Below are 14,833 nucleotides of genomic sequence, written 5' to 3' on the forward strand. Positions count from 1 at the left end.
AGGCCGCCATCGCCGGCAAGCCGGCTCCTACAGGGAGAGGCGGATCAGCGCAGGTTCAGGCTGAACCCCACTCGCGTCAGCCACTCGGCTTCCTGGCCAAAATCCGCCTGGGTCAGTTGGTTCTCATCCAGCCAGCCTTTCGGGAACACCACGTCCAGGCTGTCGCCGTTGGCGCGCAGGGTCACCTGGGGCATCTCCTGGGTGCCACGGATGTGGTGGAACAGGATCGCAAAGCGCAGCAACACGCACAGGCGAATCAGCTTGATGCCTTCGTCGCCGAATTCAGCGAACTTGTCCTTGGGGATGTTACGGCGATGGCCGCGCACCAGCAGGGCGAGCATTTGCTGGTCCTCGCGGGAGAAGCCGGCCAAGTCCGAATGCTCGATCAGGTAGGCGCCGTGCTTGTGGTAATGATAGTGGGCGATGTCCAGGCCTACTTCGTGCACCTTGGCGGCCCAGCCCAGCAGTTCGCGCCAGACGCCGTCTTCCAGATCCCAGTCCTCGGCCACCTGGTCGAAGGCGTGCAGGGCTTTGCGCTCGACACGGGCGGCTTGTTCCAGGTCGACGTGGTAGCGCTCCATCAACGAGGTGAGCGTGCGCTCACGCACGTCTTCGTGGTGATGGCGGCCCAACAGGTCGTAGAGCACGCCTTCGCGCAGGGCGCCGTCGCAGTGGTCCATGCGTTGCAGTTCGAGGGCGTCGAAGATCGCTTCGAGAATGGCCAGGCCCGCCGGGAAGATCGTGCGACGGTCCGGCTTGATACCGTCGAAGTCGATTTTCTCGGCGTCCCCCAGCTTGAACAGTTTGCGCTTGAGCCACGCCAGGCCTTCGGCGTTGACTTCGCCGGTGCCATGGCCGCCAGCCTTCAGGGCCAGGCCGATGGCGCGAATGGTGCCGGACGAGCCGATGGCTTCATCCCAGGTCAGCCGGTGCAGGGCGTGCTCGATGCTCATGATCTCCAGCCGCGCCGCCGTGTAGGCCTGGGCGTAGCGCGCCGGAGTGATCTTGCCGTCCTTGAAATAGCGCTGGGTGTAGCTGACGCAGCCCATCTGCAGGCTTTCGCGCAGCAGCGGTTCGAAGCGCTGGCCGATGATGAATTCGGTACTGCCGCCGCCGATGTCGGCGACCAGGCGTTTGCCGGGGGTGTCGGCCAGGGTGTGGGACACGCCCAGATAGATAAGACGTGCCTCTTCACGACCGGAGATGACTTCCACCGGGTGCCCAAGGATCTCCTCGGCGCGGCGGATGAATTCGCCACGGTTGCGGGCTTCGCGCAACGCGTTGGTGCCGACGATTCGAACGGCGCCCAGGGGCATGCCGTTGATCAGTTGGGCAAACCGCTTCAGGCAATCGAGCCCGCGCTGCATGGATTCTTCATTGAGCTGGCGCTCGTCGTCGATCCCGGCAGCCAGTTGCACCTTCTCGCCAAGTCGCTCAAGGATGCGGATTTCACCGTTCTGGGCCTTGGCCACGACCATGTGAAAGCTGTTGGAGCCCAGGTCGATGGCGGCGATCAGGGACAGATTCTTGGCTTGGGATTGCGGCATGGTTTGGGGGTCTCGGTCGATAACCTGACCATCGTGCCACGATCGACCGCTGACGCCAACGCGTAGTGCTTGGGGAATTTCCCTGAGGTGGTCTGTAGGTAATTCCTGTGGGATATGTAGGTTGCGCTTTCGCGCTTCTGTTAGCGATGTATCCGAGGTCTGTAGGAATATATAACTTTGCACTGTTGGAGGGGTGATTATGATTTTGCCTACAAATTCAGTGTCGGTTTTCTTTTTGATGTCTGATTCAGGACTACTGCCGAGAAGCGCACCGCCGACAGCTTGTTTATATGCCTCCGACAGTAATTGAGGTGTTGTCTTATTCTTTAATTGGGCATCGACAAGACAGACTGTCACTCGGCAATTGTGCCGTGGCGTTATTTATTTATGGTTAGTTATTCAAAACAGAAATAAATGCGCCTGCTAACTTTAAGTGACAGGTCGAACATGAAAAAAATTGTTGGATTGACTCTCGGTATCGCTTGCCTGGTTGCGGCTATTGGTGCACAGGCAACAACGGTTGCCGAGTTGAGCGTCAGGGGCACGATCAAACCCGCTTCTTGCAACCTCAGCATGACCGGAGGGGGCAATATCAATTACGGGGATATTCTCTCGAGTTCGTTATCCCAGACGGCCTACACACCGCTGCGGGAAATGACCACGCCCGTGACGATCAATTGCGGCACAGGCTACACCCCGTTCGGGCTGACATTTAACGACCTGCAGTCGACCAGCAGGGTGACGGGCATCCTGAGTGCGCTTAACCAAGGTCATAGCGACACTCACAACTTTGGCTTGGGCACGGTCGCAGGTAAAAACACGGGTGGTTACGCGATCACGCTTAAAAGCCTGCAGTCGCCAGGTACAACGCTTTCTCTTATTACGCGTGGTACCAACGTCGGTGCCTGGCAGAACAGTGATGGCAAAGTCGCAAGGCAGCCAAGTCAATATTCCTGGCGCAGTGGTGTAGCCCTTGTCCCGGCGTCACTCTCCCAGATGAGCGGGACTATCGCTGTTAGAGCGGTTATCAATAAGGCTCAAGACTTGACGCTAAATCGCGATGTCATTCTTGATGGGCGCGCCACGCTTACATTGGTTTACCTCTAAGCGATTCAACGACAGCCGATCAAATGGCGAATGTTTTTGATCGGCTGTTTCATCGGGGCGCTTGGCTGTAATAGCTAGCCTCATGCTTTGCGGGGAACCTTGAGTGCGCAGTCTTTCAGTCATAAATAAAGTGCGAATGTTAGGTGTAAGTCTGTGTCTATGTTTCGTCGAAGTTGCCACGGCGGACGGGATGCTGCCGGAGACTTCGGTGGTCATTCTTTATGAAGAGCAGGGCGAGGCCACGATAAACATCAGGAATACCGATGCGGGGCCGGCTCTTCTTCACTCGGTCGTGGAGAACGTGCCCGAGGACGTGGAGCCCTTATTGATAGTGACACCTCCCATCACGCGGGTGGATGCGGGTGAAACCCAATTAGTGCGTTTCATTGCCACCTTGAAGGAACCGTTGAAGACCCAGCGCTTGAAGCGCGTGTCCTTTGAGGGTATCCCGCAGGCGCGGGCCGGAACGGGTGCGACCATTGGTATCACTGTTCGACAGAACCTGCCGCTGATCCTGCATCCCAAAGGCCTGCCTCGGCATGATTCGCCTTGGGAGTTGTTGAAGTGGAGCCGGTCGGGGGAGCGTCTGACCGTTCATAACGACAGCGCCTATGTGGTGCGCCTCACGCCGGACGTGCTGCTACTGCCCCAAAAAGCCTTGGCCACTTTGCCGCGTACCTACATTTTGCCGGGGGAGGTGCTGACGGCACAGGTTGAGGGCAGCCTGGGCGGCTTGGCCGAGGTCGAGATACAGCCGGCCACGGTCTACGGTTATTCGGTAGACCACTACCGAGCCCCGATCACTACCGAAGGGAGTTGATCGGCGCATGGCTAACTTGTCGAATAGAAGCCTTTCAGCTTCTTGCTGGTCGCGCCGACCCTCGTTGCTCATGGGGTTTGCGACGTTGTGGAGTTTGCCTGGCCTGGTCTCTGCGCTGGAGTTGGGGGAGGGTTTCGACGTTGCGGCACTGACCACCTACGGTATCGACCCCAAGGTCTCGGACTACTTTCGCACTGCGGCGCGTTTCCGCGAGGGCACCCAGGTGGTGGGGCTCCGGGTCAATGGCAATCCGCTCGGGTTGGTGGATGCGCGGTTCGACGCGCAAGGCCAGTTGTGTTTCACCCCGGGGTTGTTGGAGAAAGCCGGGTTGGTGCAGCCGCCTGAGATCGTCCGTGAAGGCACTCCCGTCGATGACGCCTGCCACGACTTCCTCGGTGCGTTCCCGACGACGATGGTGCGATTGCGACCCGGTATGGATGAGGTGGCACTGGTAGTGCCGACCCAGTCGTTTCGCGAGCCGCACTGGGAGGCAGGAAATTTTGCCCACGGCGGCGCGGCGGCCCTGTTCAACTATGACGTGCTGGGTTTTGACAGCCATTCGCGCAGTGGGTCCGGTCGATTCGTGTCGGCTTATACCGAGGCAGGCTTTAACCTGGGCGATTGGATTGTGCGCAGTCGCCAGTTCTATGTCGCTGACAATGGAGACACCCGTGGCGAACACCTCTATGCCTACGCCCAGCGAGACATTGCTGCGCTGCAGTCCACCTTCCAGGTAGGGCAGATCTCCACTAACAACCCGTTGTTCGGTGGTCTCCAACTGTCGGGCGTGCAGTTTTCTCCTGACGGCCAGTCGCGGGTGCCGGCGGGCAGTAACAATGCGGTGGTGGAGGGCTTGGCCCAGAGCCAATCGCGGATTGAAGTGCGCCAGTCCGGCGTGTTGATTCACAGCACGTTGGTGCCTGAAGGCCCCTTCCGGCTGACAGGTCTGCCTTTGCTCAATGGCACCAGCGACCTGGACGTCAGCGTCATCGATGTACGGGGTGCCAAGCGCAGTTTTGTGGTCCCGGCGGCATCGTTCGCCGGCGCCGCACCCGCGGCTCCCGGTTACTACTTTTCCCTTGGCAAGGTGCGGGACAACGTATCCGAGAGCGGGCCGTCGCCCGTGGTCGCCATGGGCAGTGGCACTTGGGGACTGGGACGTGACTCGTCTGCGGGCTTTGGCCTGTTGAGCACTGATGAATACTGGTCGTCTGGCGGCACGCTGAGCAGCGTGTTTTTCCAGCGCGTCTCCGTAGGTGCGCGTCACAACTTGTCCCGTGACAGTCGTGATGCACGCTCCGGGTCACGTAGCAGCGTGTCCGTGAGCAGCCCGGTGGTTGCCGATATCGATGTCAGCCTGAGCGCAACCACTCAGACCCGTGGTTATCGTGAGGTGCTTGAAGCCGGGCGTTCATCCAGGGCCGAGGGTCTGGACTCTCGCTTCAAGAATCAATATACGGCGGGCATGAGCTGGGTCGACCCCACGCTTGGGGGCTTTTCGGTGGGTTACACCCGCAGCGCTCAATTCGACGGGCACATGACCGAGCATGTGTTTGCGGCGTGGAACAAGTCATACCGCTATGCCGACATCGCGCTGATCGGTGACTCGCAGGTGGGCGGCACGCAGGCTCGCCGTGATACCCCGCGTGACGATCGCCGCCGTGATTCGGCTCAGGAGGATAAGCTGTCCGTGCGGCTGCAGGTCCGTGTGCCCTTGGGGGCTGATCGGCGCGTGAGCAGCTATATCAGTCGCCAAGGGGGCCAGTCCCGAGCAGGTAGTGCATTGAGTGAGCGGGTCAATGAGTACGTGAATTATGAGGTGGGTGTCGAACGCGATCTAAGCCATCGGGAGCAATCGATCCGAGCCAATGTGGACGTGCTGCCAAGGTATGCCCGCGCCGGGCTGGGTGTCAGTCGTGATCCGCAGGGCACCACCTATTCAGGGCAGGTGCAGGGTGGAATAGTGGCGCACCAGGGTGGCTTGACCTTTTCGCCTTATGCCGTACAGGACACGTTTGGCATCGTCTCGGTGGGTGACATTGGCGCTGCAAAAGTCGAAACCCCACAGGGTCCGGTGTGGACCGACTTCACTGGGCAGGCGGTGCTCGCGAATCTGCCTGCCTACACCAACAGCCGCATCGAGGTGCAGACCCAGTCCTTGCCAAAACGGGTCGACTTGAAGAACGGCACCCAAGTGCTTGCAGCAGGCCGGGGCTCCGTCAATACCGTGGCCTTCGACGTCGTGACGGTGCGCCGTGTGCTGCTGAGTGCCAGCGACCAACAAGGGCGGCCGGTGCCTCAGGGTGCTTCGGTTTTGGACAAGAACAATCGGTTCCTGACCAGTGTGGTGGGTGATGGCATGATTTTCCTCAACGACGCCAATGACGCCCAGATACTGCGGGTCTTAATGCCGGACTCTTCTTCTTGCCTGCTCAACCTTATCCCTGAGTCGAAGGCCGACAATGACAGGTTCTATGAGACACGTTCGGCGGTGTGCCATGGCCGTTAATTTGAAAAGCGTGGGCTTCGCATTGCTCTGCGTTGTGTGGATGGCTGAGGGAGCACAGGCGCAAAACTGCCGGGTGTCCGTAAGCCAGCCGCGCGTCGACTATGGCGTTATTAGCAGGGAGGCCCTTGTTGAACCCCTCTCAATAGCGCTCAGCACGCGCAGGGTGCAACTGAACGTACTGTGTGAGGAGCCTTCGGTCATCGCATTGAGATTTACCGGCGCAGCCAATGGGCAAGGTTTTCGGTTTGGCCGTCAGGGGCGCTTCAACCTGACCCTCAAGCATGCCCTGATGGATGGGCGTGCTGTCGAGTGGACGCAGGCACACTTGCCCGCTGAGACCGCCAGCGGGCAGTTATTGCCAGGCCAGGTCCTGGTGGCACGAGGGGCGGGCCAGCGGTTGAGCGCACAGGTAGAAATTGATACCAACCTGCCCGCTGACGCGCTGCATGTTCGCAATCAAGCAGTGCTGGAGGGGCAGGGCAGTTTCGAGCTGGTCAGTCCGGCTGCTCCACGGAGCCGATGAAATTGGCGAACTCGGGGGTTTGCGGGTTGGCGAACAGCACCTTGGGGTCGCCCACTTCATGCACCTTGCCCTGGTGCATGAACACCAGCTTGTCGCCGACTTCCCGGGCGAAGCGCATTTCGTGGGTCACCATGATCAGGGTCATGCCGTCCTTGGCCAGTTGGCGCACCACGCTGAGCACTTCGTTGACCAGCTCGGGGTCGAGGGCCGAGGTGATTTCATCGCACAGCAACACCTTGGGCGACATCGCCAGGGCGCGTGCGATGGCCACGCGTTGTTGCTGGCCGCCGGACAGGCGATCAGGGAAGGCGTCGAACTTCTCGCCCAGCCCCACACGCTCAAGCATTTGCCTGGCCAATTGGGCGGCCTTGGCCTTTGGCACTTTCTGCACCACTTGCGGCGCGAGCATGACGTTTTCACCGACGGTCAGGTGCGGGAACAGGTTGAACTGCTGGAACACCATGCCGACTTTCTGTCGCAGGCTGCGCAGGTCGGCGCGGGCGGCGTCGAGGTATTCGCCATCGACTTCGATCACGCCGTCGTTGATCGACTCCAGGCCGTTGAGGGTGCGCAGCAATGTGGACTTGCCCGAACCGCTGCGGCCGATGATCGCCACCACCTGGCCTTCTTCAACGGTCAGGTCGATGCCCTTGAGTACATGGTGATCGCCGTAATACTTATGCAGGGCGGAAATTCTAAGCAGAGGCATGCAGTCTCCTTTCCAGGTAGCGCGCACTGAGGGACAAGGGGTAGCAGAGCAAAAAGTAACCAAGGGCCACCAGGCCGTAGACCATGAAGGGCTCGAAGGTCGCGTTGGCGAGCATGCCGCCGGTCTTGGTCAGTTCGGTAAAGCCGATGATCGAGGTCACGGCGGTACCTTTGACCACCTGCACCGAAAACCCCACGGTGGGCGCGACGGCAATCCGCAGCGCTTGGGGCAGGATCACGTAGCGCAGTTGCTCAAGCGGGTTAAGTGCAAGGCTGGCCGAGGCTTCCCATTGCCCGTGAGCGATGGAGTCGACGCAGCCGCGCCAGATTTCGGCGAGGTAGGCGCTGGTAAACAGGGTCAGGGCAATGGCGGCTGCCAGCCAGGGCGAGATGTCCACACCGAGCAGGGCAATGCCGAAAAACACCAGGAACAGCTGCATCAACAGCGGCGTGCCCTGGAACAGCTCAATGTAGGTGCGGGCGACATTGCGCGGGAAGGCTTTGCGGCTGATGCGCATCGTCATCACCAGCAAGCCGATCACCCCGCCACCGACAAACGCCACCAGTGAAAGCAACAGCGTCCATTGCAGGCCTGTGGCCAGGTTGCGCACGATGTCCCAGAAGGAGAAGTCACTCATCGGCTGTTCCTCATCACGAAGCGGCGGCCAATCCAGTTGAGCAACTGGCGAATCATCAACGCCATGCACAGGTACACCAGGGTGGTCAGGGCATAGGTTTCGAATGCACGGAAATTGCGCGACTGGATAAAGTTGGCGGCAAAGCTCAACTCCTCGGTGGCGATCTGCGAGCACACCGCCGAACCGAGCATCACGATGATGATCTGGCTGCTCAGGGCCGGCCACACCTTGCCCAGCGCCGGTAGCAGCACCACGTGGCGGAAGGCTTCGAAGCGCGTCATGGCCAGAGCGGCGGCGGCTTCCAGCTGCCCGCGCGGAATGGCCTGGATGCCGGCGCGGATGATCTCCGTGGAGTAGGCGCCCAGGTTGATCACCATCGCCAGCACGGCAGCTTGCCACTCGGTGATCTTCAGCCCCAGGGACGGCAGGCCGAAGAAGATGAAGAACAACTGCACCAGGAATGGCGTGTTGCGGATCAACTCGACATATACGCCAAAGAACCAAGCGAATGGCTGGATCTTCCACGCCCGCACCACGGCGCCGGCGGTGCCCAGCGCCACGCCGAGGATAGCGCCGATGGCCGTCAGCTCCAGGGTGAACAGCGCGCCGCGCAACAGCAGGTCGGTGTTGGCCAGTACCGGTACAAAGTCAAATTGATACGCCATGAGTCAGCTCCGTCGCTTCACAGATCGGCGGGCAGCGGCTCTTTCAGCCATTGCAGTGCGTTCTTTTCCAGGCTGCCATCGGCCTTGGCCGCGACCAGGATCTGGTTGACCTTCTCCAGCAGCGCCGGCTCGTTCTTGTTCACGCCCACGTACACCGGCGAGTCCTTGAGCTTCACTTTCAGCGCCGGGACGCGTTTCGGGTTGCGTTCGCTGATCGCGACCATCACCACGTTGCCGCTGGCGATCAGGTCGACCTGGCCGGCCAGGTAGGCGGCGATGGTCGAGTTGTTGTCTTCGAAGCGCTTGATCGTGGCTTCCTTGGGGGCAACGGCGGTCAGCTCGATGTCTTCGATGGCGCCACGGGTCACGCTGATCGTCTTGCCCTTGAGGTCGTCGGTGCTACTGATGGCCGCTTCAGGCGGGCCGAACACGGCCAGGTAGAACGGTGCATAGGCCTTGGAGAAGTCGATGACTTTCTCGCGCTCGGCGTTCTTGCCCAGGCTGGAGATCACCAGGTCGACCTTGCCGGTGGTGAGGAACGGAATACGGTTGGTGCTGTTGACGGGGGTGAGTTCCAGCTTGACCTTGAGTTGGTCGGCCAGCAGCTTGGCAGTATCGATGTCGAGGCCGCGTGGCTTCATGTCAGGGCCGACCGAACCGAACGGCGGGAAGTCCTGGGGCACGGCGACCTTGAGCGTGCCACGGGCAATGATGTCGTCCAGACCATTGGCCTGGGCGGGTGCCTGGCTCAGCATCAGGCTGGCAAACAGGGCAGTAAGCAGGGCGCTGTAGCGCTTGGTCATGGCAACTCTCCGAGAAGGGCGAAGGAATTTTCTGGATTTGCTCAGTGCACAGCCCATGCCATCACGCTCAATAACGCCTGAAAGCCAGGGATCTATTGCGTTTTAGTGGTCGGACTGGTCTGAACAGTTCGCAGACGTTTCGCACCCTTTTCGAGCGCCGACAAAACCCCGCGAGCCCCTTTGGGGCGTGGCTTGCCGCCAGCTGCGAATAGCTTTACAACTAGCGGGTCCGTTGACCGCAACCTTGAGTTTTTTATGAATTCCATCGCCCAAGCCGTACCGGAAGCGGCCCTGCAGGCCATCCGCAAACTGATCAAGGAGCAAGGCTTCGGGCCGGGCGATGCACTGCCGTCCCAACGCGACCTGGCGGTGCAGTTGGGGGTGAGCCGGGCCTCATTGCGCGAGGCATTGTCGTCCCTCAGCGCGCTGGGTGTGGTCAGTGTGCAGCCCGGCAAGGGCGTGTTCGTGCAGGCCACGGAGGAAGCGCCGGGGTTTGCCTGGCCCTTTGCGGCTCAGGCCACGCCACTGGATATCTTCCAACTGCGTTATGCCTTGGAAGGGTTCGCGGCGGGGTTGGCGGCGGTCACATTGACTATCGATGAGCTGGACAGCCTGGAAGATAATGTCGAGGCCATGCGCAAGGTGCTCAAGGCGGGCGACTTCGAAGCCGCTGCCCGGCTGGACTTCGAATTTCACCAGCGCATCCTGCTCGCCAGCGGTAATCAAGCGATGGTGAGTATCCTCAGCGCGAGTGCCGAGGTGTTTCTGGAGAGCCAGAAGCTACCGTTCATCCGGCCGGAGCGAGCCATGGAAACCTGGCAGGAGCACCGCAGGATCCTGCGCGCCCTGGCGCGGCGTGCCAGTGCAGCGGCGCAGAAAACCATGCAGGAACACGTGCGCAATGCGGCGTTGCGCACCGGCATCGCCTTTGCGACTCCCGTAACACCCTGAGGTGGGCTATACCCAAACTCATGCGCCTTCATAGCAAGACTCAATCAGCGGCGGCTTCCTGAACGGGGGAAGGGCGGCTATGATGGGCCACGTTTTTTTTGCTTACATTCCGGAGACATCCATGAGCAACGATCTTATCAAGCACGTCACCGACGCGACCTTTGAGGCCGAAGTACTCAAGGCTGCTGGCCCGGTGCTGGTTGACTACTGGGCTGAATGGTGTGGCCCTTGCAAAATGATCGCTCCAGTCCTGGACGACATTGCGACCACCTACGAAGGCAAGCTGACCATTGCCAAACTGAACATCGACGACAATCAGGAAACCCCGGCCAAGCACGGCGTGCGTGGTATTCCGACCCTGATGCTGTTCAAGAACGGCAACGTCGAAGCCACCAAGGTGGGCGCGCTGTCGAAGTCTCAGCTGCAAGCTTTCCTCGACGCGAACATCTAAGCGTCGTCAAAAAAGCCCCGCAAATAGCGGGGCTTTTTCGTGAAACAGGGCTAGACGCTCCGAAACTCAGGTGGTACATTCGGCCCCGCACTGGTTTCTCCACTGCCCCCTGCATGCCGTCGCCGACGCACTCCTTTTCGATTAGTACGCGATCCTGTCGCCTTCTCCGCGGCGCGGCCTCATTAAGCCAAAAGCTTAATTTCCCCCCTCCATAAATGATTACGTCATTCCTATATGAATCTGACTGAACTCAAGCAAAAGCCGATTACCGACCTGCTCCAGCTGGCCGAAGAAATGGGCATAGAAAATATGGCCCGTTCGCGCAAGCAGGACGTGATTTTCTCCCTGCTGAAAAAGCACGCGAAAAGCGGCGAGGAAATCTCCGGTGATGGCGTGCTGGAGATTCTCCAGGACGGCTTCGGCTTCCTCCGCTCTGCTGACGCCTCCTATCTTGCCGGCCCAGACGATATCTACGTCTCGCCGAGCCAGATCCGTCGCTTCAACTTGCGCACCGGTGACACCATCGTTGGCAAAATCCGACCTCCAAAGGAAGGCGAGCGTTATTTCGCCCTGCTCAAGGTCGACACGATCAACTTCGATCGTCCCGAGAACGCGAAAAACAAGATTCTCTTCGAGAACCTGACCCCGCTGTTCCCGACCGTGCGCATGAAGATGGAAGCCGGCAACGGTTCCACCGAAGACTTGACCGGTCGTGTGATCGACCTGTGCGCCCCGATCGGCAAAGGCCAGCGCGGCCTGATCGTCGCACCGCCGAAAGCCGGTAAGACCATCATGCTGCAGAACATTGCAGCGAACATCGCACGTAACAACCCTGAGGTTCACCTGATCGTATTGCTGATCGATGAACGTCCGGAAGAAGTGACCGAAATGCAGCGCACCGTGCGCGGCGAAGTGGTTGCCTCGACGTTCGATGAGCCGCCAACCCGCCACGTGCAGGTTGCCGAAATGGTGATCGAGAAGGCCAAGCGCCTGGTCGAACACAAGAAAGACGTGGTGATCCTGCTCGACTCCATCACCCGTCTGGCCCGTGCCTACAACACCGTGATCCCGAGCTCCGGCAAGGTACTGACCGGTGGTGTCGATGCCCACGCCCTGGAGAAACCGAAGCGTTTCTTCGGCGCCGCGCGGAACATCGAAGAAGGCGGCTCGCTGACCATTATCGCCACCGCACTGGTTGAAACCGGTTCGAAGATGGACGAAGTGATCTACGAAGAGTTCAAGGGTACGGGCAACATGGAACTGCCCCTGGACCGTCGCATCGCGGAAAAACGCGTATTCCCGGCCATCAACATCAACCGCTCCGGCACCCGCCGCGAAGAGTTGCTGACCGCCGACGACGAACTGCAGCGCATGTGGATCCTGCGCAAGCTGCTGCACCCGATGGATGAAGTCGCTGCCATCGAGTTCCTGGTCGACAAGCTGAAAACCACCAAGACCAACGACGAGTTCTTCCTGTCGATGAAGCGTAAGTAATACGACGTTTCAGGTCCGAAAGAATGGCGCCCCCAGGGGCGCCATTTTTTTTCGCCTGCTTTTTAAGCGCCGTTGGCACCCAAATGCACCGCGATAAGCTGCCAGCCGCCGTCATAGCAGGTAGGATGTACGCCTATTTTACGGGTGGCATGGTTAATGAAATTCAAGGATCTTCGGGATTTCGTGCAGCAACTTGAGCAGCGCGGAGAGTTGAAACGTATCCAGATGCCGATTTCCCCGGTGCTGGAAATGACTGAGATTTGCGACCGTACCCTACGCAACAAGGGCCCGGCGCTGCTGTTCGAGAACCCGACCGGCTTTGATATCCCGGTGCTCGGCAACCTGTTCGGTACCCCCGAGCGCGTGGCCTTTGGCATGGGCGCCGAGTCGGTCAGCGAACTGCGCGAGATCGGCAAGCTGCTGGCCTTCCTCAAGGAGCCCGAGCCGCCCAAGGGACTCAAGGATGCCTGGTCGAAGCTGCCCATCTTCCGCAAGATCATTGCCATGGCCCCCAAGGTGGTCAAGGACGCGGTGTGCCAAGAGGTGGTCATCGAGGGCGATGATGTCGACCTCGCCATGCTGCCTGTGCAGACTTGCTGGCCCGGCGATGTCGGCCCGCTGATCACTTGGGGCCTGACCGTCACCAAGGGCCCGAACAAGGACCGCCAGAACCTCGGTATCTACCGCCAGCAAGTGATCGGCCGCAACAAGGTGATCATGCGCTGGCTGAGCCACCGTGGCGGCGCGCTGGACTTTCGCGAGTGGTGCGAAAAACACCCCGGTAAGCCGTTCCCGGTCTCGGTGGCCCTGGGGGCCGACCCGGCTACCATCCTCGGTGCCGTGACTCCGGTGCCTGACAGCCTGTCCGAATACGCCTTCGCCGGCCTGCTGCGCGGTAACCGCACCGAACTGGTGAAATGCCGTGGCAACGACCTGCAAGTGCCCGCCACCGCCGAGATCATCCTTGAGGGTGTGATTCATCCGGGCGAAATGGCCGATGAAGGCCCCTACGGCGACCACACCGGCTACTACAACGAAGTCGACAGTTTCCCGGTGTTCACCGTCGAACGCATCACCCATCGGATCAAGCCGATCTACCACAGCACCTACACTGGCCGTCCACCGGATGAGCCGGCGATTCTCGGCGTGGCGCTCAACGAAGTGTTCGTGCCGATCCTGCAGAAGCAGTTCCCGGAGATCACCGACTTCTACCTGCCGCCCGAAGGCTGCTCGTACCGCATGGCCATCGTGACCATGAAAAAGTCGTACCCCGGCCATGCCAAGCGGGTAATGCTCGGTGTGTGGTCGTTTTTGCGACAGTTCATGTACACCAAGTTCGTTATCGTCACCGACGACGACATCAACGCCCGCGACTGGAACGACGTGATCTGGGCCATCACCACGCGCATGGACCCCAAGCGTGACACGGTGATGATCGACAACACGCCGATCGACTACCTCGACTTCGCCTCGCCGGTGTCGGGCCTGGGCTCGAAGATGGGCCTGGACGCTACCCACAAATGGCCGGGTGAAACCACCCGCGAGTGGGGCCGGGTGATCGTCAAGGATGAAGCCGTCACCGCCCGTGTCGATGCGATCTGGAAAGAATTGGGAATAGATTGATGCGTGTAACCCTGCAACCTTCCGGCGCCGTGCTGGAGCTGGTCCCTGGCGAGCGAATCCTCGAAGGCGCGCGCCGCCTGGGCTACGAATGCCCCCAGGCCTGTCGCAATGGCGTTTGCCATGTGTGCGCCGCGCTGCTGGTGGAGGGCCGGGTGCAGCAAGCCGGTGAAGTGCGTGACCATGGTGAGTTCTACACCTGCATCGCCGAACCGCTGGAAGATTGCGTGGTGTTGTGGGATGGCGTGCTGGCGCCGGGAGAGTTGCCGTTGCGCAAATTGTCGTGCCAATTGAGTGAATGCGTAGAGGTCGGTGGCGATGTGTGGCGTGTGCGCCTGCGCGCGCCGGCCGGCAAGGCGGTGCGTTACCACGCCGGTCAGTACCTGATGATCGAGCGCGAGAACGGCGAGAAGTCGGCATTCTCCCTGGCCTCGGCACCCCATGCCGGGCGCGAGCTGGAGCTGCATGTGCTGGTGCGTGAAGACAGCGCACGCAGCCTGCTGGAGCAACTGCAGCGCAACCAGATGGCCCGCGTCGAGCTGCCATTTGGCGACACCCACCTGGCCGAGCTGCCGGATGGGCCGCTGGTGTTGATCGCTGCTGGCACCGGCATGGCGCAGATGCACAGCCTGATCGAACATTGCCGCGCCTCCGGCTTCAAGCACCCGGTGCACCTGTACTGGGGCGTGCGTCGCCCGGAAGATTTCTACGAGATCGAACACTGGGACCAGTGGCTGCAACTGCCCAACCTGTTCCTGCACAAGGTCGTCAGCGACCTGTGCGGCTGGGAAGGGCGCTGCGGGTTGCTGCATGAAGCAGTGTGCGAAGACATCAGCGACCTCAAGTCGGTGCACGTCTACGCCAGCGGCTCACCGGCGATGATCTATGGCACCCTGGACGCACTGGTCGACGCCGGCATGGATGCACATCAGATGCGCGCCGACGTGTTTGCCTACGCCCCACGTCCCTGACGCCGAGCCCCTCTGTAGGAGCCGGC

14 protein-coding genes are annotated in these 14,833 nt (G+C 60.5%); 9 read left to right on the forward strand and 5 right to left on the reverse strand.

Features of this window, described 5'->3' with window-relative positions; all coding sequences use genetic code 11:
• Positions 1–44 precede the first annotated feature (44 nt).
• The gene (ppx, locus tag AC0IYN_RS11585) at positions 45–1,547 is read right to left on the reverse strand and encodes an exopolyphosphatase (RefSeq protein ID WP_090401544.1); all 1,503 of its coding nucleotides are present in this window, start codon (positions 1,545–1,547) and stop codon (positions 45–47) included.
• Positions 1,548–1,994: 447 nt separating this feature from the next.
• Here ppx and AC0IYN_RS11590 point away from each other — a divergent pair, with 447 nt between their 5' ends.
• The 4 genes from AC0IYN_RS11590 (at position 1,995) to AC0IYN_RS11605 (ending at position 6,506) form a co-directional block, all read left to right on the forward strand.
• A complete protein-coding gene (locus tag AC0IYN_RS11590) occupies positions 1,995–2,654 on the forward strand; it encodes a DUF1120 domain-containing protein (protein ID WP_406599134.1) in 660 nt (219 codons plus the stop codon).
• A 130-nt stretch (positions 2,655–2,784) separates the two neighbouring features.
• Entirely contained in the window at positions 2,785–3,474 is a 690-nt protein-coding gene (locus AC0IYN_RS11595) for a fimbria/pilus chaperone family protein (RefSeq protein WP_406599149.1), read from the forward strand.
• A gap of 7 nt (positions 3,475–3,481) precedes the next feature.
• Positions 3,482–5,983 (forward strand): fimbria/pilus outer membrane usher protein, encoded by a 2,502-nt coding sequence (locus AC0IYN_RS11600; RefSeq protein ID WP_471841490.1) that lies wholly within the window; start codon positions 3,482–3,484, stop codon positions 5,981–5,983.
• The gene (locus AC0IYN_RS11605) at positions 5,973–6,506 is read left to right on the forward strand and encodes a DUF1120 domain-containing protein (RefSeq protein ID WP_457248447.1); all 534 of its coding nucleotides are present in this window, start codon (positions 5,973–5,975) and stop codon (positions 6,504–6,506) included. Before AC0IYN_RS11600 ends, AC0IYN_RS11605 begins: the two co-directional genes overlap by 11 nt.
• On the opposite strand, the gene AC0IYN_RS11610 is transcribed toward AC0IYN_RS11605, so the two are convergent.
• Genes AC0IYN_RS11610 through AC0IYN_RS11625 form a run of 4 tightly spaced genes read right to left on the reverse strand, consistent with a single transcriptional unit; the run spans position 6,478 to position 9,320 of the window.
• Entirely contained in the window at positions 6,478–7,215 is a 738-nt protein-coding gene (locus AC0IYN_RS11610) for an amino acid ABC transporter ATP-binding protein (RefSeq protein ID WP_065938032.1), read from the reverse strand. The genes AC0IYN_RS11605 and AC0IYN_RS11610 overlap by 29 nt on opposite strands.
• Positions 7,202–7,852: an amino acid ABC transporter permease gene (locus tag AC0IYN_RS11615; RefSeq protein ID WP_046034889.1), complete on the reverse strand. Its 651-nt coding sequence runs from the start codon at positions 7,850–7,852 to the stop codon at positions 7,202–7,204. The genes AC0IYN_RS11610 and AC0IYN_RS11615 overlap by 14 nt, the downstream gene beginning before the upstream one ends.
• Positions 7,849–8,517: an amino acid ABC transporter permease gene (locus AC0IYN_RS11620; RefSeq protein WP_457267429.1), complete on the reverse strand. Its 669-nt coding sequence runs from the start codon at positions 8,515–8,517 to the stop codon at positions 7,849–7,851. The genes AC0IYN_RS11615 and AC0IYN_RS11620 overlap by 4 nt, the downstream gene beginning before the upstream one ends.
• Before the next feature lie 17 nt (positions 8,518–8,534).
• Positions 8,535–9,320, reverse strand: a complete 786-nt coding sequence (locus AC0IYN_RS11625) for a transporter substrate-binding domain-containing protein (protein WP_406599137.1) — start codon at positions 9,318–9,320, stop codon at positions 8,535–8,537.
• Positions 9,321–9,575: 255 nt separating this feature from the next.
• Between AC0IYN_RS11625 and AC0IYN_RS11630 the strand changes: the two genes are divergently transcribed.
• The 5 genes from AC0IYN_RS11630 to AC0IYN_RS11650 all read left to right on the forward strand — a co-directional run bounded on the left by AC0IYN_RS11630 (position 9,576) and on the right by AC0IYN_RS11650 (position 14,807).
• Complete coding sequence (locus tag AC0IYN_RS11630) at positions 9,576–10,271, forward strand: FadR/GntR family transcriptional regulator (RefSeq protein WP_406599138.1); 696 nt, start codon at positions 9,576–9,578, stop codon at positions 10,269–10,271.
• 121 nt (positions 10,272–10,392) lie between these two features.
• Positions 10,393–10,722, forward strand: coding sequence for a thioredoxin TrxA (gene trxA, locus AC0IYN_RS11635; protein WP_015886460.1), 330 nt, complete (start codon positions 10,393–10,395; stop codon positions 10,720–10,722).
• A gap of 234 nt (positions 10,723–10,956) precedes the next feature.
• A complete protein-coding gene (gene rho, locus AC0IYN_RS11640) occupies positions 10,957–12,216 on the forward strand; it encodes a transcription termination factor Rho (RefSeq protein WP_016973082.1) in 1,260 nt (419 codons plus the stop codon).
• Positions 12,217–12,372: 156 nt separating this feature from the next.
• Positions 12,373–13,839, forward strand: a complete 1,467-nt coding sequence (ubiD, locus tag AC0IYN_RS11645) for a 4-hydroxy-3-polyprenylbenzoate decarboxylase (RefSeq protein ID WP_003176824.1) — start codon at positions 12,373–12,375, stop codon at positions 13,837–13,839.
• The gene (locus AC0IYN_RS11650) at positions 13,839–14,807 is read left to right on the forward strand and encodes a CDP-6-deoxy-delta-3,4-glucoseen reductase (RefSeq protein WP_078050655.1); all 969 of its coding nucleotides are present in this window, start codon (positions 13,839–13,841) and stop codon (positions 14,805–14,807) included. Before ubiD ends, AC0IYN_RS11650 begins: the two co-directional genes overlap by 1 nt.
• The last annotated feature ends 26 nt before the right edge of the window (positions 14,808–14,833 follow it).

Source organism: Pseudomonas sp. AC112 (genome assembly GCF_979253545.1).

Excerpts from the sequence above, each read along its gene's own strand:
- AC0IYN_RS11600 (WP_471841490.1), top strand. The coding sequence starts at position 3,482 with ATGGCTAACTTGTCGAATAGAAGCCTTTCAGCTTCTTGCTGGTCGCGC.
- trxA (WP_015886460.1), top strand. The coding sequence starts at position 10,393 with ATGAGCAACGATCTTATCAAGCACGTCACCGACGCGACCTTTGAGGCC.
- ubiD (WP_003176824.1), top strand. The coding sequence starts at position 12,373 with ATGAAATTCAAGGATCTTCGGGATTTCGTGCAGCAACTTGAGCAGCGC.
- AC0IYN_RS11630 (WP_406599138.1), top strand. The coding sequence starts at position 9,576 with ATGAATTCCATCGCCCAAGCCGTACCGGAAGCGGCCCTGCAGGCCATC.
- rho (WP_016973082.1), top strand. The coding sequence starts at position 10,957 with ATGAATCTGACTGAACTCAAGCAAAAGCCGATTACCGACCTGCTCCAG.
- AC0IYN_RS11620 (WP_457267429.1), bottom strand. The coding sequence starts at position 8,517 with ATGGCGTATCAATTTGACTTTGTACCGGTACTGGCCAACACCGACCTG.
- AC0IYN_RS11590 (WP_406599134.1), top strand. The coding sequence starts at position 1,995 with ATGAAAAAAATTGTTGGATTGACTCTCGGTATCGCTTGCCTGGTTGCG.
- AC0IYN_RS11615 (WP_046034889.1), bottom strand. The coding sequence starts at position 7,852 with ATGAGTGACTTCTCCTTCTGGGACATCGTGCGCAACCTGGCCACAGGC.
- ppx (WP_090401544.1), bottom strand. The coding sequence starts at position 1,547 with ATGCCGCAATCCCAAGCCAAGAATCTGTCCCTGATCGCCGCCATCGAC.
- AC0IYN_RS11605 (WP_457248447.1), top strand. The coding sequence starts at position 5,973 with ATGGCCGTTAATTTGAAAAGCGTGGGCTTCGCATTGCTCTGCGTTGTG.
- AC0IYN_RS11625 (WP_406599137.1), bottom strand. The coding sequence starts at position 9,320 with ATGACCAAGCGCTACAGCGCCCTGCTTACTGCCCTGTTTGCCAGCCTG.
- AC0IYN_RS11610 (WP_065938032.1), bottom strand. The coding sequence starts at position 7,215 with ATGCCTCTGCTTAGAATTTCCGCCCTGCATAAGTATTACGGCGATCAC.
- AC0IYN_RS11650 (WP_078050655.1), top strand. The coding sequence starts at position 13,839 with ATGCGTGTAACCCTGCAACCTTCCGGCGCCGTGCTGGAGCTGGTCCCT.